The organism is Arthrobacter sp. SLBN-112, from assembly GCF_030944625.1.
Taxonomy (GTDB): domain Bacteria; phylum Actinomycetota; class Actinomycetes; order Actinomycetales; family Micrococcaceae; genus Arthrobacter.
Genome location: NZ_JAUSXY010000001.1, coordinates 3,222,755 through 3,239,444 on the forward strand (window position 1 = coordinate 3,222,755; position 16,690 = coordinate 3,239,444).

Annotated in this window: 14 protein-coding genes and 2 pseudogenes; 14 read left to right on the forward strand and 2 right to left on the reverse strand. The window is 63.3% G+C overall.

Annotated elements, in window-relative coordinates; genetic code table 11:
* Positions 1-99 precede the first annotated feature (99 nt).
* The 12 genes and pseudogenes from QF050_RS15080 (at position 100) to QF050_RS15130 (ending at position 11,912) form a co-directional block, all read left to right on the forward strand.
* Positions 100-1,229: pseudogene (locus QF050_RS15080) on the forward strand (glycoside hydrolase family 32 protein).
* The gene (locus tag QF050_RS20355; RefSeq protein WP_374121575.1) at positions 1,172-1,336 is read left to right on the forward strand and encodes a GH32 C-terminal domain-containing protein; all 165 of its coding nucleotides are present in this window, start codon (positions 1,172-1,174) and stop codon (positions 1,334-1,336) included. The pseudogene QF050_RS15080 and the gene QF050_RS20355 overlap by 58 nt, the downstream one beginning before the upstream one ends.
* Positions 1,337-1,708: 372 nt before the next feature.
* Positions 1,709-2,779 (forward strand): LacI family DNA-binding transcriptional regulator, encoded by a 1,071-nt coding sequence (locus QF050_RS15085; protein ID WP_308931147.1) that lies wholly within the window; start codon positions 1,709-1,711, stop codon positions 2,777-2,779.
* A 211-nt stretch (positions 2,780-2,990) separates the two neighbouring features.
* The gene (locus QF050_RS15090; protein ID WP_308931148.1) at positions 2,991-4,064 is read left to right on the forward strand and encodes a LacI family DNA-binding transcriptional regulator; all 1,074 of its coding nucleotides are present in this window, start codon (positions 2,991-2,993) and stop codon (positions 4,062-4,064) included.
* A gap of 166 nt (positions 4,065-4,230) precedes the next feature.
* Positions 4,231-5,520, forward strand: a complete 1,290-nt coding sequence (locus tag QF050_RS15095) for a sugar ABC transporter substrate-binding protein (RefSeq protein WP_308931149.1) — start codon at positions 4,231-4,233, stop codon at positions 5,518-5,520.
* Positions 5,521-5,522: 2 nt separating this feature from the next.
* A complete protein-coding gene (locus QF050_RS15100) occupies positions 5,523-6,479 on the forward strand; it encodes a sugar ABC transporter permease (protein WP_308931150.1) in 957 nt (318 codons plus the stop codon).
* A gap of 12 nt (positions 6,480-6,491) precedes the next feature.
* On the forward strand, positions 6,492-7,385 hold the full coding sequence (locus tag QF050_RS15105; protein ID WP_308931151.1) for a carbohydrate ABC transporter permease: 894 nt from the start codon (positions 6,492-6,494) through the stop codon (positions 7,383-7,385).
* Positions 7,386-7,434: 49 nt separating this feature from the next.
* Positions 7,435-8,178 carry a sugar phosphate isomerase/epimerase gene (locus QF050_RS15110; RefSeq protein ID WP_308931152.1) on the forward strand — a complete coding sequence of 248 codons (744 nt, stop codon included), beginning with the start codon at positions 7,435-7,437 and terminating at the stop codon, positions 8,176-8,178.
* Positions 8,175-9,311: a Gfo/Idh/MocA family oxidoreductase gene (locus tag QF050_RS15115; RefSeq protein ID WP_308931153.1), complete on the forward strand. Its 1,137-nt coding sequence runs from the start codon at positions 8,175-8,177 to the stop codon at positions 9,309-9,311. The genes QF050_RS15110 and QF050_RS15115 overlap by 4 nt, the downstream gene beginning before the upstream one ends.
* A gap of 9 nt (positions 9,312-9,320) precedes the next feature.
* Positions 9,321-10,529, forward strand: coding sequence for a Gfo/Idh/MocA family oxidoreductase (locus QF050_RS15120; RefSeq protein ID WP_308931154.1), 1,209 nt, complete (start codon positions 9,321-9,323; stop codon positions 10,527-10,529).
* A gap of 1 nt (position 10,530) precedes the next feature.
* Positions 10,531-11,562 (forward strand): sugar phosphate isomerase/epimerase, encoded by a 1,032-nt coding sequence (locus QF050_RS15125; RefSeq protein WP_308931155.1) that lies wholly within the window; start codon positions 10,531-10,533, stop codon positions 11,560-11,562.
* A gap of 122 nt (positions 11,563-11,684) precedes the next feature.
* A complete protein-coding gene (locus QF050_RS15130) occupies positions 11,685-11,912 on the forward strand; it encodes a transposase (RefSeq protein WP_374121531.1) in 228 nt (75 codons plus the stop codon).
* Between the two features lie 64 nt (positions 11,913-11,976).
* Here QF050_RS15130 and QF050_RS15135 read toward each other — a convergent pair whose 3' ends face one another.
* A complete protein-coding gene (locus QF050_RS15135; protein WP_308931157.1) occupies positions 11,977-12,900 on the reverse strand; it encodes an aminoglycoside phosphotransferase family protein in 924 nt (307 codons plus the stop codon).
* 199 nt (positions 12,901-13,099) lie between these two features.
* Here QF050_RS15135 and QF050_RS15140 point away from each other — a divergent pair.
* Both QF050_RS15140 and QF050_RS15145 read left to right on the forward strand, forming a co-directional pair.
* Positions 13,100-14,265: pseudogene (locus tag QF050_RS15140) on the forward strand (IS30 family transposase).
* A 539-nt stretch (positions 14,266-14,804) separates the two neighbouring features.
* The gene (locus QF050_RS15145) at positions 14,805-16,199 is read left to right on the forward strand and encodes an IS110 family transposase (RefSeq protein WP_308931158.1); all 1,395 of its coding nucleotides are present in this window, start codon (positions 14,805-14,807) and stop codon (positions 16,197-16,199) included.
* A 49-nt stretch (positions 16,200-16,248) separates the two neighbouring features.
* On the opposite strand, the gene QF050_RS15150 is transcribed toward QF050_RS15145, so the two are convergent.
* Positions 16,249-16,392, reverse strand: a complete 144-nt coding sequence (locus QF050_RS15150) for a hypothetical protein (protein WP_308931159.1) — start codon at positions 16,390-16,392, stop codon at positions 16,249-16,251.
* Between the last annotated feature and the right edge of the window lie 298 nt (positions 16,393-16,690).

Consider the following 16,690-nt stretch of genomic DNA (forward strand, 5'->3'; position numbering starts at 1 on the left):
CTGCTTCTTCCCCCGTGAGAAGCATTCCGACCGGCATTCCACTATGCCTGTAAGAACACATGGCTGAACGATCCCAACGGGCTGATCTTCCACGGGGGCATATACCACCTGTATTACCAGAACAACCCGTTCGGGAACGTCTGGGGAAACATGTCCTGGGGCCATGCCACTTCGACCAACCTCCTGACCTGGACCGAGCAGCCGGTCGCCATCAGCTGCGAAGATTCCGAAGACATCTTCTCGGGCAGCATCGTATGGGACGAGTTCAACACCAGCGGACTCGGAGGCCCCATGGCTTCCCCTCTTGTGGCCATCTACACCAGCGCGTTCAAACAGGACTCACCCCACTACGGGCACCGAGCCCAGTCGCTCCAGTGGAGAACCGACGGCGGGTACACCTGGACGAAGTACCACGCCAACCCGGTCCTGGACCGTCGGTCCGCAACTTCCGGGACCCGAAGGTCTTCCGCTACAGCGGTCCGGCCGGCAGCTGCTGGGTCATGGTCGCCGTCGAAGCCCGGGAGCACAAGGTGGTCCTCGACCGCTCCGATGACCTGAAAACGTGGGAAGATCTCAGCAGCTTCGGACCCGCCAACGGTACACGGAGCGTATGGGAGTGCCCGGACCGTTTCCCCTTGCCCCTGGATGGAAATGAGGACAACATCAAAAGGGTCCTCACCGTCAACCTTAATCCCGGCGACCCCAACGGAGGCTCCGCCGGACAGTACTTCGTCGGCCACTTCGACGGCGTGAGGTTCAGCTCGGCAACCACCGTCACCGAGGGCCTGCAGGATCCAGCGCGCCTGAGCGAATACCTCTGGCTCGACTGGGGAAGGGACTTTTACGCCGCGGTGTCCTTCAACAACGTCCCGGACGGACGCCGGCTCATGCTCGGGTGGATGAACAACTGGCAGTACGGCAACGACATCCCGACCTCACCCTGGCGCAGCCCGATGTCGCTCGCGCGCGAGGTTTCACCCATCACTTCCAACGGACAACTCCGCCTCAGCCAGCGGGCCGTCTGCGAAGCCGATACGGCTCCCGAGCACGGTGTCACGTACACAGGCCTCAACCTCGAGGCAGGCCTCCACGCTATGGCGGGCGGCACCGCCGCGCAACTTATCGAGGCCACGTTTATCCCCGGGCAACGGGAGGATCATATGATCTGCGCATTTTTGTGGACCAATCCTCAGTGGAGATCTTCGCGCAAGACGGACAGGTCACCATGACCGAACTGATCTTCCCGGACCCGGAAAGCGTCAGCTTGGCGATCTACGCCTCCGAAGGGACTGCGACGGCTTCCTCACTGAAACTCACCACGCTGGCCGCACAATAGGCCGCCCCGACCCATGCTCGCGAGTTGCTGCGGAAAGTTGTAGCTACTCTGCCCCCGAAAGCGAGGTCATTTCCTGGAAATGTGACACAGGCAACCAATATGCCTCGTTTTGAAATCCTGTGCGCACCTACACGAGCGCAGCTTGAGGGAAGGTAGTCCTTCTCGATCCAGTGGCTGCAATCAGTCGCGGGGACACGCAAATTAATTGGGGGGCGTCTCGGAACACGGTGATTATCCACCCTGAAGAGGTACCTTTGTCTACAGTCCCTGACGCTATCGCCGCGACTCCGTCAAGCCGGACGTGTTGTGGGTAATTCCCGCTTTGTAACAGCTTAGTGTTAAGTGCACAGGCTGTCGGGAAGGGAGCGATTGATGGTCAAGGGTCCGACGGTATATGACGTTGCGGAGCTCGCGGGGGTTTCGATTGCGACGGTTTCCTTCACTTACTCTAAGCCTCACCGTGTCAGAGAGACGACGAGGAATTCGGTGCTGGCTGCCGCGCGCGAGTTGGGGTATGTGCCCAGTGCCAGCGCCCGCGGGCTGGCCAAGGGCCGCACGGGAGCCCTCGGGCTCTTTTCCTTCGACTTTCTAAACCTCCTGCCGGAGGCGGAGACAGACCGTACTGCGATTGGCGGTGCGCCTGATGATTTCCTGCAGTTCCCGATTTGGGTGGACGAGGTCCAGCGGGGTGTTGAACTGGAGTGCTTCAGGCGTGGTTACGCGCTCATGATTGGTGGCGGCAACAAAGCGAGCGGTGAAAGAGCGGTGACCGACATCGCCGGCCGCGTCGACGGCCTGATCATTTTCCCCAATACCATTCCGGCGGAGGTCGCCCGCCGGATATCGGCTCGGATTCCAGTCGTTGAACTCTCTGACCCATCCGGCGATAGCGGACTTCACCGTGTCACGATAGACAATGCCTCCGGCATCCGGCAGCTGATGGAACACTTGATCGGCGTTCACAAGTTCCGCAAATTCATGTTCGTCAGCATCCCGAACGCCGAGACTGAGGTCAGGTACAACGCGTTTAGGTCTGCCCTGCACGCGCACGGACTGGACGCGCAGCCCCCGCTTGAGAGCTGGCCCGACTCCCGGGCGGTAACCGCTGAGCTGATCGCGGAGCTCCAGGACTCCGGTTCACTTCCCGACTGTTTCGTCTGTGCCAACGATCAGGAGGCCGTGGTGGTGTTGGAGAACCTCAAGGCAGCCGGAATCCGGGTCCCGAACCAGGTGGCTGTCACCGGTTACGACGGAATCCTGGCAGGGCGTTTGGTGAAGCCAACTTTAACCACCGTTCGCCAACCGATGGAACTGATCGGGCGCACCGCCGTCGAAATCCTTGCAGACGCTTTGGCGGATCCCTTGGCATCCCCCGCACACAGGCAACTGCCGGTCAGCCTCGCCGTCCGCGAAAGCTGCGGCTGCTGCATAGATGGAGACTAACCGGGTACCGGGCGTACCAATTCTCCCTGTTCATCCCCTCCTGTAGCTGGAGAAATCGGGCCACAAGCGCTCTCACGTCGCTCTTATCAGGCAGCGCGCTGAGCGTGTGGGAGCACGAGTCTCAGTCAGTCCAGAAGCGCGGAGGAATCGGCTTCAATTCCTTCAGAGCCTATTGTTAAGCGCATAGTCTCTGGGGAAGGAAGCAATAACGATGGTCAAGGGTCCGACGGTGTATGACGTTGCTGAGCAGGCGGGGGTTTCGATCGCCACAGTTTCGTTTGCTTTCACGCAGCCTCACCGCGTCAAGGAGTCGACTAGGAACTCGGTCCTGAATGCTGCACGAGCGCTGGGATACGTGCCCAGCGCCAGCGCCCGCGGGCTGGCCAAGGGCCGGACGGGTGCTCTTGGACTGTTTTCGTTCGACTACTTGAATCTGCTGCCCGAGGCAGGGGGCGACGGCGCGACCGCTGGCTCGGAGCCCGACGACGATTACCGGCTGTTTCCGATATGGGTGGACGAGGTTCAGCGCGGGGTGGAGTTGGAGTGCTTCAGCCGGGGATACGCGCTCATGATCGGTGGCGGCAACAAGGCAAGCAGTGAAAGGGCAGTGACCGACATCGCCGGCCGGGTGGACGGCCTGATCGTTTTTGCCCGCACCATTCCCACCGAGGTAAGCCGTCGGATCTCTGGCCGAGTCCCGGTCGTTGAACTTTCCGACCCATCCGGCGACAGCAGGCTCCACCACGTCACAATAGACAATGCCTCGGGCGTCCGGCAGTTGATGGAGCACCTGATCGGCGTTCACAGGTTCCGGAGATTCATGTTCGTCAGCATCCCCAACGCCGAGACAGAGGCCAGGTACAACGGGTTCAGGACTGCACTGAGCACGCACGGACTGCAGGTTTTGCAGCCTCTGGAGAGCCGTCCCGGCGGGAGTGCCGTGACTGCCGGGCTTGTCGCGGACCTGCTCGGCTCCGGCTCCCTCCCTGACTGCTTCGTCTGCGCCAACGACCAGGAAGCTTTGGTCGTCATGGAGACGCTCAAGGCCGCCGGGGTCCCGGTCCCGGGCCGGGTTGCGGTCACCGGTTTTGACGGTATCGTTGCGGGCCGACTTGCCCGGCCGTCCCTGACCACCATTCGCCAGCCGATGGAACTGATCGGACGCACGGCGGTCGAAATCCTTGCAGACGCCCTGACGGACACCGCCACTGCCCCTGCACACAGGCAGCTGCCTGTCCGGCTCGCCGTGCGCGAAAGCTGCGGCTGCAGCACAGAGGAAAACTAACCCGCCGATTGCGGGAAAAGTGTTGTCAAAGTCACACTAATGCGCTTAGATTAACTCTCAGCCACCGATCTAAGCGCATTGAGGCTAACGATCAGCTATCTAAGCGCATCAATCGGGGGACTTGTCTACTGTTGGCGCCTTGGGCGCCTGATTGAAGGGAACGAACATGATCCAGGCCCCCACGGACACAGGTGTCCGGCTTAGGAAGGCGGCTGCCCTCGGGCTGGTTGCCGGGTTACTGCTGACAGGTTGCGGGCGCGGCGGCAGTGAAGCTTCCAAGAGCGAGGCGACCAGCAGGGCGATCTCGGCCGGGGCCGCCACCGGCACGATCAATCTCTGGGCACAGGGCGGGGAAGCAGACTTGCTTCCGGCGTTCGTGAAGGATTTCGAGGCGGAGAACCCTGGCGTGAAGGTCAATGTCACGGCGATTCCCTGGGATGCTGCGGTCAACAAGTACCAGGCAGCCATTGCCGGAGGTACTACACCGGATATCGCCCAGATGGGCACGACGATGATGACTGACTTCGGTGACGCCTTCGATCCGAAGCCTGCCGAGATCGACACCTCAGGGTTCCTGCCCGCTTCGGTCAAATCGACGGAAGTCGGCGGTACAGCGGTGGGTGTCCCGTGGTACGTCGACACCCGTGTCTTCTTTTTCCGTAAGGATCTGGCGGAAAAAGCCGGCTATACCGAATTCCCCACTACCTGGCAGGGCCTGACTGACATGGCGAAAGCCCTGAAGGCCCAGCCAGGCGTAAAGGAACCCTTCCAGCTGCCGGTCAAGGACTTCCAAGGCATGCTTCCGTTCCTTTGGTCCAACGGCGCTGAATTCATCACCAAGGACAACTCCAAGTGGACCTTCGACACCCCTGAAATCGTCGAAGCGCTGAAGTATTACCAGAGCTTCTTTACTGATGGACTGGCCAACAAGACGCCCGAGACGGGGGCCGGCGCCGGTGAAGCGGCCTTTGTCAACGGCACCGCTCCGGTGCTGATCGCCGGACCGGGCCTTCTCGGGCAGATCAACAAGGCCGGCGGCCCCGGTTTCGAGGACAAGTACATGGTGGCGAAGATCCCCACGAAAGTTACCGGGACCTCCTTCATCGGCGGATCGAACCTGACGGTTTTCAAGGACGCCAAAAACCGGGACGGAGCCTGGAAGCTGGCTGAGTGGTTCTCCAAGCCCGAGGTGCAGGCCAAGTGGTACAAGCTCTCAGGAAGCCTGCCCGCAGTTGAGAGCACCTGGAAGGACCCCGTGCTGGCAGGCGACAAGAAACTCGCCGTGTTCGGTGAGCAGCTGAAGGACACCAACTTCCCGCCCACGATCTCCACCTGGACCGAGGTCGCCGGCGCAGCGGACTCCGAGCTGGAAAAGATCGTCAAGGCCGGGATGGACCCCGCAGAAGCGATGAAGGAGCTCCAGGCGACCGCGGACAAAATCGGGACCGGCAAGTAATCATGGTCACCACTGAAACCGGGCGGGCGGGCAGCATTCGGGCTGTCCGCCCGCCCAGGGCCCCCGAGCGTCGCGGCCCTGCCGCCAGACGCCGCCGGCAGTCTGTTATTGCCTGGCTGTTCGCCTTGCCGTTCGTCCTCATTTTCGGCTTCTTCATGCTGGTCCCGTTGTTTTCCTCCTTCGTGCTGTCCTTCACGGACTTCACCAGCAAGGACATCCGGAATCCCCTCGGCGTAGGGTTCGTCGGCCTGGACCAGTTCGCGGCGCTCTTCGGCAACCAGCAGTTCCTTCACTCGCTGCTGAACACCGGCTACTTCGTGATCGTCGGGATCCCGTTGACGATGGCCGCCGGCCTGGCCCTGGCAGTGGCGCTGAACAATGGCATCACCCGGTTCCGAAGCGCCTTCAGGGTCGGCTTCTATACCCCGGTCGTGACCAGCATCGTGGCTGTGGCCGTTGTGTGGAGGTTCATCCTTCAACCGGACGGGCTTCTGAACATCGTGTTGGGCTGGGTCGGCGTTGCCGGGCCGGACTGGCTGAACAGCACCGAATGGTCGATGCCGGCGATGATCATGATGGCTGTCTGGCGCAACATGGGCACGCTGATGATTATCTTCCTGGCCGGACTGCAGAACGTTCCCGTGGACGTGCTGGAAGCGGCGCAGGTTGACGGTGCGAACGCGTGGCAGAGGTTTATCCGGATCACCCTGCCCATCCTGCGGCCCACCTTGCTGTTGGGCGCGGTAATGCTCTCCGTAGGCTTCCTTCAGTTCTTCGAAGAACCCTTCGTGATGACCAAGGGCGGACCTCTGGATTCCACCCTGTCGGTGAGTTACTTCACCTTCAACCAGTTCGGATTCGGCAAATACGGGCTGGCGTCGGCCGCCAGTTACGTGCTGTTCGTGGCCATCGCGCTGCTGAGCCTGATCCAATTCCGTGCCCTCCGCTCCAAAGACTGAAGCGAGTAGACAATGATCGATACAAAAACCGCACCGCTGCGGGATCGCCCCAAGGCCCGGCCGTCCACACCTCGCCCCAAGCTCTCCCCAAAGTGGGCAAAGCGGGGCTTGGTTTACGCCGCGCTTGTTCTCGCCGGAGCCGCGACGATTCTGCCCTTTGCCTGGATGCTGCTCGGGTCCTTCAAAACCCAGGGGGAACTGCTGCGGCGCCCCGTGACCTGGTGGCCGCAGGACCCGACCCTGGATAACTACGTGCGCTGGTTCACTGAGCTGCACATCGACCGCTTCTTCATGAACAGCCTTCTCGTTGCAGTGTTTACAGTCCTGGGGAATCTGCTGTTCTGCTCGATGGTCGGGTACGCGCTGGCGAAAATGGACTTCGCCGGCAAGCGCGTCCTGTTCCTGGGCATCATGGTCACCCTCATGGTGCCCGGCGTGGTCACCTTCGTGCCACTGTTTGTGATGGTCAGCAAGCTGGGTCTGGTCAACACCTACCCGGCGCTGATCCTGCCCTTCCTGGTCTCGCCCCTGGGGGTCTTCCTGATGCGGCAGTTCATGATGGGGATACCGGAGTCCCTGATCGAGGCAGCCAGAATCGACGGGGCCGGAGAGCTGCGGACATTCACCCGGATCGTCATGCCCCTGTGCGGGCCTCCGCTGGCAACCCTCGGGATCCTCACCTTCCTCGGCTCCTGGAACAACTTCCTCTGGCCACTTGTGGCCGCCCAAAGCGAAGAAAAATACACGCTGCCCGTCGCTTTGTCCCTGTACTCGACCGGCCAGAACGCAACAGACTACGGCCTGCTGCTGGCAGGTGCGGTGCTGGTCATCGCCCCAATCGTTGCCCTGTTCATAGCCCTGCAGCGCTTCTTCATCCAAGGCGTAGCGTCGACCGGCATCAAGTAGCCACCGCCAAGCAAACCTACCTGCCAGCCCCCTTTTACCAAGGAAACGAATGCACTATTCCATCCAGCTGTACACCCTGCGTGATGCAATGCAGGAAGACCTTCCCGGCACCATCAAGAGGGTTGCCGAGATCGGTTACACGCAGGTTGAACCCTACAACTTCGTCGCCACGGCCAAGGAGCTCGGCGCCGCTCTGAAGGAGAACGGCCTCACTGCCCCTTCCGGCCACGCCCCGCTGATGAGCCAGGACCAGGACGGGATCTTCACCGCCGCCAAGGAACTGGGCATCAGCACGGTCATTGACCCCTACCTGCCCGCCGAGCACTGGCAGACAGCCGAAGACATCCAGGCCACCGCAGCCACGCTCAACGCAGCCGCCAGGAAGGGCGCCGAGTACGGCATCCGCGTCGGCTACCACAACCACGCCTGGGAGCTGGAGTCCATCATCGACGGCCGCACCGCCCTGGAGTACTTCGAGTCCCTCCTGGACCCGGAACTGGTCCTGGAAGTGGACACCTACTGGGCCGCCGTCGGCGGCCAGGACCCCGTGGAGCTGCTCGCCCGCCTCGGTGACCGTGTGAAGTTCATCCACATCAAGGACGGCCCCGGCACTACGGACACCAAAGCCCAGCAGCCAGCCGGCCAAGGCAAAATCGCCGTGTGGGATGTCATCGGCGCCGCGAAGTCCCTGGAAGTGGGCGTCGTGGAGTTCGACGACTACGCCGGCGACATCTTCGAAGGCATCGCCCAGAGCCTCGCCTACCTCCACCCAGCACAGGACATGAGCGCATGAGCACCGCAACGCAACAGACCACCCCTTCCACCCGCCGGGGGCCGGTGGGCGTTGCCGTCATCGGCGCAGGTAACATCAGCAAGGCGTACCTGGACAACCTGACGGTGTTCCCGGACCTGAAGGTCCACGTCATCGCGGACTTGTTCGAGGAAGCCGCCCAGGCCCGAGCGAAGGAATACGGCATCCCCGGGTGGGGTGGCGTGGACGCGGCGCTGAACCATCCCGACGTCGAAATCATCGTCAACCTGACCATCCCGGCAGCGCACGTTGAGGTGGCCACCGCCGCCGTCAACGCGGGAAAGCACGTCTGGACCGAGAAGCCGTTCTCCCTGGACCGCGAATCCGGCCTGGCGCTGCTGAAAACGGCTGACGCCGCGGGCATTCGCCTGGGCTGCGCACCGGACACCTTCCTCGGCGCCGGCCTGCAGACGGCCCGCCGGATCATCGAACGCGGTGACATCGGCACCCCGTTGACGGCCCTGACCATGTTCCAGACACCGGGCCCGGAGTCCTGGCACCCGAACCCGGCCTTCCTCTTCGCCCACGGCGCGGGCCCCCTCTTCGACATGGGCCCGTACTACATCACTGCCCTGGTCCAGACTTTCGGCTCGGTCCAGAAGGTCGCCGCCGTCGGGTCAAAAGCCAAGGACGTCCGCGTGGTCGGTTCCGGGCCCAAGGCCGGGGAGGAGTTCGCCGTCGAGGTCCCCACCCACGTCTCCGCGATGCTGCAGTTCGAGGGGGGTGCCTCGTCGCACAGCGTCTACAGCTTCGAGTCCCCGCGCATCCGGACGGGTTTCGTGGAGATCACCGGCACCGAGGGCACCCTGGAACTGCCTGACCCGAACTACTTCGACGGCGACCTCAAGCTCTGGCGCGCGGGAGCCGAAGAAGCGGAAACCATTCGCGCCACGGGACCGGCCAACGGCCGGGGCATGGGCGTGCTGGACATGGCCCGCTCCCTCCGCGCCGGTGTCCCGCACCGCGCCCAGGGAGCCCTCGCCTACCACGTTGTCGATACCCTGGTTTCCATTTCCGAGTCCGCCGAAACCCGCACCTTTGTAGGCGTTGACAGCTCCGCCGTAACGTCCCAGGCCCTCCCCGAGGAATGGGATCCGACGGCCGCCACCCTCTAGGAATCACTCATGACGAACTCCGCACCTGCCCCCACCAACCCCCAGAATGGCCACCCGGAATGCGAACCCCTCGGTGTTGCGGCCATCGGCTACGCGTTCATGGGCAAAGCCCATTCCAATGCGTGGCGGAACGTGGCCAGCTTCTTCGATGTTCCGGCCCTCGAGCAGAAAATGCTCGTGGGCCGGGACCCGGAACAGGTCGCCGAGGCCGCGGCCAGGTACGGGTGGGCCGAGTCGGCCACGGATTGGCGCCAGGTCCTGGAACGCGATGACATCCATATCGTGGACATCTGCGCTCCGGGCTGGATGCACTCCGAAATCGCCATCGCGGCGCTGGAAGCCGGAAAGCACGTCCTGGTGGAAAAGCCCCTCGCCAACACCATCGCCGAGGCGGAAGCGATGACCGAGGCCGCGCGTGCCGCCCGTGCGCGTGGCATCCAGTCCATGATCGGATTCAACTACCGCCGCGTCCCGGCATTGGCCCTCGCGAAGGAGCTCATAGCGGAGGGACGCCTGGGCACCGTCCGGCACGTCCGGGCAGCCTATCTGCAGGACTGGCTCGCCGACGCCCAGGCCCCCATGACCTGGCGGCTGCGCAAGGAAACCGCCGGCTCCGGCGCCCTCGGGGACATCGCCTCCCACGCCATTGACCAGATCCAGTACCTCACCGGGGAAACTATCCTTGAGGCCTCCGGGGTGTTGAAGACGTTCGTCACCCAGCGGCCGGGCCCGGACGGGCTGGAGGACGTCACCGTGGACGACGCCGCGTGGGCAACCTTCTGGCTTACTGGAGACATCGGCGCCTCCGTCGAAGCATCCCGCGTGGCGACCGGTCAGAAGAACAGCCTTCAGATAGAGATGTACGGCACCGACGGCGCGTTGACCTTCAACCTGGAGTCGCTGAATGAACTCAGGTTCCTGGACGCTACCCTGCCCGTTCGCGAGCAGGGCTTCCGCCGGATCCTGGTCAACGAACCCGAACACCCCTACCTCGAAGCGTGGTGGCCGCAAGGCCACATCATCGGCTGGGAACACACCTTCACCCACCAGATCCGCGACTTCCTGACGGCCGTCCGGAACGGAACCCAGCCTTCGCCGTCGTTCGAAGAAGGACTGAACGTCCAGCGCGTCCTGGACGCGGTCGAAGGATCAGCCAAGAACAACAGTGCGCTCACCCCCGTTGACCACAAGTCTTTAGCCATGGTTGAAGGAGCCTGACATGCCCCGTCCGTTCACCCTGTTCACCGGCCAGTGGGCCGACCTGCCCTTTGAAGAAGTCGCGCGCCTGGCCTCCGGCTGGGGATATGACGGACTGGAAATCGCCGTCTCCGGGGACCACCTGGACGCCTGGCGCTGGGACGAACCCGGCTACGTCGACGCCAAACTCGAAATCCTGGACAAGTACAACCTCAAGGTCTGGGCCATCTCCAACCACCTCACCGGCCAGGCCGTCTGCGATGACCCCATCGACTTCCGCCACCAGGCCATCGTCCGCTCCAAAGTCTGGGGCGACGGCGACCCCGAAGGCGTCCGCACCCGCGCCGCCGAGGAAATGAAACACACCGCCCGCCTCGCCAAAGCCCTCGGCGTGGACACCGTCGTCGGCTTCACCGGCTCCGCCATCTGGCAATACGTCGCCATGTTCCCGCCCGTCCCCGAAAAAGTCATCGACGCCGGCTACCAGGACTTCGCCGACCGCTGGACCCCCATCCTGGACGTCTTCGACGAACAAGGCGTCCGCTTCGCGCACGAAGTCCACCCCTCCGAAATCGCCTACGACTACTGGACCACCCTCCGCACCCTCGAAGCCATCGGCCACCGCGAAGCATTCGGCCTGAACTGGGACCCCTCCCACATGATGTGGCAAGGCATCGACCCCGTCTCCTTCATCTGGGACTTCAAAGACCGGATCTACCACGTGGACTGCAAAGACACCAAGCTCCGCCAAACCGGACGCAACACCGTCCTGGGCTCCCACCTGCCCTGGGGCGACCCCCGCCGCGGCTGGGACTTCGTCTCCGCCGGACGCGGCGACGTCCCCTGGGAAACCTCCTTCCGCGCCCTCGCCGCCATCGGCTACAACGGCCCCATCAGCATCGAATGGGAAGACGCCGGCATGGACCGCCTCCACGGCGCCCCCGAAGCCCTCACCAACCTCAAAAAATACGACTACCCCGCCTCCCAAACCAGCTTCGACGCCGCCTTCAGCAGCACAGAGGGCACTAAGTGGCCCCTTGACCAGCGGGCTTAGCTTCCGAGTTCTCAGCACACGCCGAAGCTCCCGCCACTGGATCATTGATCGTTGGGTAAGGACGTGCCGGCGTAGTTATCGACAAGGCCAACCGAATTGGAGCTGATCAAAGGGCACTGAATATGCCGGGGTTCTGGGTAGGAATCGACTCGGGCAAAAGAGCTCATCATTGCGTCGTGATCGATCAGACAGGGACGGTGCTGCTCTCGAAACGCGTCGGGAACGACGAAAACGCGCTCCTCGAACTCATAGCCACGATCACGGAGATCGCGGATGAACGGGAGGTCTGTTGGTCCAAAATCAGCGTGGACCTGCGCGTCCTCACCGCCCGCCGCACTGATCTGATCTGATCTGATCTGCGACCGTGTCAGGTCGATCAACACGCTCCGGGCCACACCCGGATGCAGGCCACTTTCACAAGAGCAGCGCCACGAGCTCTCCAAGTCGCCCGAACAGGTCGGGGAGTCCGCGCACACCGTTGCGTACGGACTCGTGCGAGAGCGCGAGGTCAGGGCCGGTGCTCGTCTCGACGCCGGCGAGGCACCGGAGGATGTTCCACCTCGTGTGCCCCAACCAGCCGCCGATCATAAAGACAAACCAGCTTGGACCTGGCGGCGGCAGCACTCCGCCTCCCGCGACATAGCCGTCGAGAACGGAGCGGAAAATGGCGGGCTCGATGTCCTCCAAGCCGGGTCCCTTTGCCAGGCTCAGCGCGGTCGAGCCGAGTTCGCTGGACAAATCGAGCATCCCCGAGAGCTCCCAGTCGAGCACCACCGGCCGCCCCTCTCGAGCGAGCAGATTCCACGGTTGGATGTCCCTGTGGGTCAGCACGACGGGGCCACGCCGTTCGCAGGTGTCGACGAAGTGGGCAATCGCGAGGAACGTCTCGACTTGAGAGGCAAGCTCACCGGCCCACGGCTGTCCGGTTGCCGTCGCCCGCGCGGCGAGCTCGGACCAGTCTTGTGACGTCGGGTCCTCGATCGATACATTCGTCCATGCGACGTCGAGCGCATGGATGCGAGCGAGGATCTCGCCGACCTCAAACGCGTACGCTGCCGGCACCGGGGCTTCGGGCACCTTCTCGCCTTCGACCCATCGGTGAACGAGCGTATATTGGCTGGCCGAGATTGGCTCTGGCATCGGAATGCCGGCAGCGAAGGCTGCCCGCTCGAACCTGAACACGTCCTCGACGCGAGAGGTCCAGCGGCGGTCGACGAGGTTCAGCTCCTTTATTGCGAACGACCCCTGGTCGGTGTCGAGCCGGTACATCCGGTTGGCGAACCCGCCGTGCACGCGGATCATCGGCCCGATCGGGGCGCCGAGATGCGAAAGATTCACCCACCCATTCTAGGAGCTGGCGCTTCATCGAGGCATCGGACATTCTCACAATGCATGCTGACGATCACCGGCAGGCCGAGGAACGGCCACAGCCCGACCACTTACCAAACACGACTCAGCCCAATGCGAGGTCTCGAAACCTCTGCGCGGCGAGTTCAGATGGTGAGTGCAACACCCTGAATTCTGTGGGGTGCCGTCGATGGGCAGGCCGTGGTCGCCGTTGAGTGTTCGTTTAGCGTTCTGGGAAGGGATGGATGCCGGGCTGGCGGTAGCCGTAGCGGCGCGGGCCGCGGGGGTGTCGCGTCCGACTGCGTACCGGTGGTTGAGCGACCATCAGAAGGTGTTGCCATCGCCGCTTCCGAATTTCAGTGTGCCCCGTGCAGGGCTGTTGTCGTTGCGTGAGCGGGAAGAGATCGGCTTCCAGCTTGCCCAGGGCCATGGAGTGCGTCGTATCGCCGCCTTCCTGGGCCGGGCTCCGTCGACAATCAGCCGGGAGATCGCGAGGAACCGCGTCAGTGACCGGTATTCGCCATCGCTCGCGCAGGAACAGACGTGGGCCCGTGCCCGCAGGCCGAAGCCGCGAAAGCTGGACGGGATAGCGTTACGGGAACAGGTCACCACGATGCTCACCGACCGGTTCAGCCCGGAGCAAATCGCGGGCCGACTCAAGGTGGAGCATCCGGAGAATCCGGAGATGCAGGTGTCACACGAAACGATCTATCAGGCCCTGTACGTCCAGGGCCGCGGATCCTTGCGCCTGGAAGTTGCGACGGCGCTGCGGTCCGGCCGGGTGCGTCGGCGCCCGCAAAGGCCGGAAGGTCCTCGCCCGCAACGGTTCCAGGAGATGGTGATGATCTCTGACCGGCCGGCCGAGGTCGAGGACCGCGCCGTTCCCGGCCATTGGGAAGGGGCTTAATCATCGGTTCAACGGCATCGAGATCCGCGATCGGGACCCTTGTCGAACGCGCAACCGGATATGTGATGTTGCTGCATCTGCCAGAGGACCATACCGCCCGCACCGTCGCCGACGCCATGATCACCGCGATGAATAGCCTGCCCGAGCAATTGCGCCGTTCGACGACCTGGGATCCAGGAGCGGAGATGTCCCGGCATCAGGAGATCACGATGGCGACCGGTATGCCGATCTATTTCTGCGACCCCCATTCGCCCTGGCAGCGCGGCACCAACGAAAACACCAACGGGCTCCTCCGCGAGTACTTCCCGAAAAGCACCGACCTGTCATTCCACGGGCCCGGAATCCTCGAAAACGTCGCCGCGGAACTCAACCGCCGGCCACGGAAACGACACGGCTACCGAACGCCCGCAGAAGTCCTCGCCGAGCTAGTCTCGAACCCAGCTAACTAAGTCCGGTGTTGCAGGCACCACTGGAATTCGCCGCATCAGACTCGCGATTCGAGACAACCGGTCAGCAGGCGAGAGCCGGCCTGACTGCCACTTACACCCGCGGAGGGGCATCCGAAAGCGACTTGTAGGGGGGGGGGCTGGAGCCCCGGCATTCATCGGACCAACCACCCCAAATCGCAGTCACGTTGTGCTCCAAGAATCGACTTTTGAGTCAGCCGTGATCGAAAGGTTTTATGGCCCAACCAGGCATCAGACTCACGTCCTCACGGCCCCCGCATAAAGCAGACGTAAGTGTGGACAGTAATGATGAAATTGGCTGTGTCGCGGGGTGACTCTAAGTGTGGCTGACGCCCTGTGAGGGTTTGTCTTGACATTGATCTGTCCGCCGCGACACAACCCGCAGTAAACGCGGCGGCCAGGTGGACATGACCTTATAGGAGCCTGTTCCGAAGAGTCCCATTACTGTCTTGTCTGCCCACCCGGCCGAAGCGTGCCCCTTTCTCATCGCATGCAACGGAAAGGCCAGGGCAGTTTTCATCATGACAAACGAACAGCTGAAAGTCATCGCCGGGATCGACACCCACTCCGATACCCACCACGTCGCCCTCATCACCGACACCGGCCGGCACCTGGCCGACAGGGAATTCCTCACGGCGGGGTCCGGCTACCGGCGCATCATCGAGTTCATCGCGGAGTTCGGTCCGGTCCTTGCTGTCGGCGTGGAAGGGACCGGCAGCTACGGGGCAGAACTCTCCCGCGTACTCGTCCGCGAGGGCATTCACGTCGTGGAGGTTATGCGCCCGAACCGGCAGGCCCGCCGGCTGCAGGGAAAATCCGACCCGCTCGACGCCTATCAGGCTGCCGAATCGGTATTGTCCGGCCGCGCCGGCGCCACCCCGAAATCCCGGGACGGAGCAGTGGAATCATTGCGGGTGCTGCGCGCCGAGCGCGCCACCGCAATGCGCGCCCGGGTCGCCGTGATGGCCCAGGTCAAGGCCATCCTGGTGACCGCCCCGGAAACGATCCGCGCCAGGTACCGGGCCATGACCAGTCCCGCCTTGATGGCTGCACTGGAAAAGACCCGGCCCTCAGGACCGGCCTCCGAGCCGCTGACCAGCACCGCGACCGTGCTCAAACGCCTCGCCGTCCGCTACCGGCACCTGCACCAGGAACTGGCACTGATCGACGCCGAACTCGACGCCATCCTCGCCCTTCACGCACCGATGCTCCGCGATTTACAGGGCGTGGGCACCGACGTCGCCAGCCAGCTCCTCGTAACGGTGGGAGACAACCCCGAACGCGTGAACTCCGAAGCGAAGTTCGCAGCCCTGGTCGGCGTCGCCCCGGTCCCCGCATCATCGGGAAAGACCTCCCGGCATCGGCTCAGCCGCGGCGGCGACCGGCAGGCCAACAAAGCAATCCACCGCGTGGTGCTCGTGCGGATGAGGCACGACAGCAGGACCAGGGACTATGTGGCCAGACGACGCCAAGAAGGCAAAAGCACCAAGGAAATCATGCGCTGCCTCAAACGCTACGTCGCCCGGGAAATCTACGGCCAACTCCTCCACCCATCCCCCGCCCCGGATACTGGAACCCTCCGGACAACACGTACCGCCAAACGGCTGACCCTTCAACAGGCCGCCGACGCCCTCCACGTCTGGCCCACCGCACTGTCCCGCCTCGAACGCGGACTCACCCACGACAACGACTTCCACCAACGCTACGAAACCTGGCTCAACTGCCAAACCCCGGCAACCATACACATGCCGGATCCCGGGTTTGGCCCGCATGCTGCCCGCCTGACCATGGCCGGTGCAAGCCCCGGGGTCAAGGGCGGCCGCAGGCCGTCGCGCAGCGATCGCAAAAGAGCGACCCTTGAGGCCGGAACTGCCGGCCGCGGTAACCTCCGCAGCGCGTGGCCGCGCGCCCGTTGACAACAATAGGAGCATCATTGTCCACACGCCCTTTCGGGGGCGTAAAGGACTATCGGGGCACCAGATGTTCCGAAATCTGCGCGGCAGGGTCCAACAAATCGATAGTGCCCGCGGCGACTCCGACGACGAGGTCGAAGCCTTCATCCGTGGTGAAGCCATGCCGGTAACCGTTAATCCACAGCAACAGCACCATGAGCGTCCACGCCGTCCGTTTGTTGCCGTCAATGAGTGGAACCGGGCGACCGTAGCCCAAGCCAGATAAGTGCTGTCGGGCGGATCAGTAGTAGAGATAGGCACTGGGTCTGGCCCCAGAGGTTCACGCTGTGGCTTTAGGACAAGGACGGCCAGAAGTTCATCGAGGCGTGCAAGGCCAGGCAACTGGGGACGCCAGTCTCGGTTGCATGGTGATGGACGACGGCCGGAAGCGACTGCACGTCGCGGCGGTGCAGGTCCGGAGATGCCGCCCGATGCCCTGTCGGATACAGCGGGCG

Excerpts from the sequence above, each read along its gene's own strand:
- QF050_RS15085 (WP_308931147.1), top strand. The coding sequence starts at position 1,709 with ATGGTCAAGGGTCCGACGGTATATGACGTTGCGGAGCTCGCGGGGGTT.
- QF050_RS15090 (WP_308931148.1), top strand. The coding sequence starts at position 2,991 with ATGGTCAAGGGTCCGACGGTGTATGACGTTGCTGAGCAGGCGGGGGTT.
- QF050_RS15095 (WP_308931149.1), top strand. The coding sequence starts at position 4,231 with ATGATCCAGGCCCCCACGGACACAGGTGTCCGGCTTAGGAAGGCGGCT.
- QF050_RS15100 (WP_308931150.1), top strand. The coding sequence starts at position 5,523 with ATGGTCACCACTGAAACCGGGCGGGCGGGCAGCATTCGGGCTGTCCGC.
- QF050_RS15105 (WP_308931151.1), top strand. The coding sequence starts at position 6,492 with ATGATCGATACAAAAACCGCACCGCTGCGGGATCGCCCCAAGGCCCGG.
- QF050_RS15110 (WP_308931152.1), top strand. The coding sequence starts at position 7,435 with ATGCACTATTCCATCCAGCTGTACACCCTGCGTGATGCAATGCAGGAA.
- QF050_RS15115 (WP_308931153.1), top strand. The coding sequence starts at position 8,175 with ATGAGCACCGCAACGCAACAGACCACCCCTTCCACCCGCCGGGGGCCG.
- QF050_RS15120 (WP_308931154.1), top strand. The coding sequence starts at position 9,321 with ATGACGAACTCCGCACCTGCCCCCACCAACCCCCAGAATGGCCACCCG.
- QF050_RS15125 (WP_308931155.1), top strand. The coding sequence starts at position 10,531 with ATGCCCCGTCCGTTCACCCTGTTCACCGGCCAGTGGGCCGACCTGCCC.
- QF050_RS15130 (WP_374121531.1), top strand. The coding sequence starts at position 11,685 with ATGCCGGGGTTCTGGGTAGGAATCGACTCGGGCAAAAGAGCTCATCAT.
- QF050_RS15145 (WP_308931158.1), top strand. The coding sequence starts at position 14,805 with ATGACAAACGAACAGCTGAAAGTCATCGCCGGGATCGACACCCACTCC.
- QF050_RS15150 (WP_308931159.1), bottom strand. The coding sequence starts at position 16,392 with ATGGTGCTGTTGCTGTGGATTAACGGTTACCGGCATGGCTTCACCACG.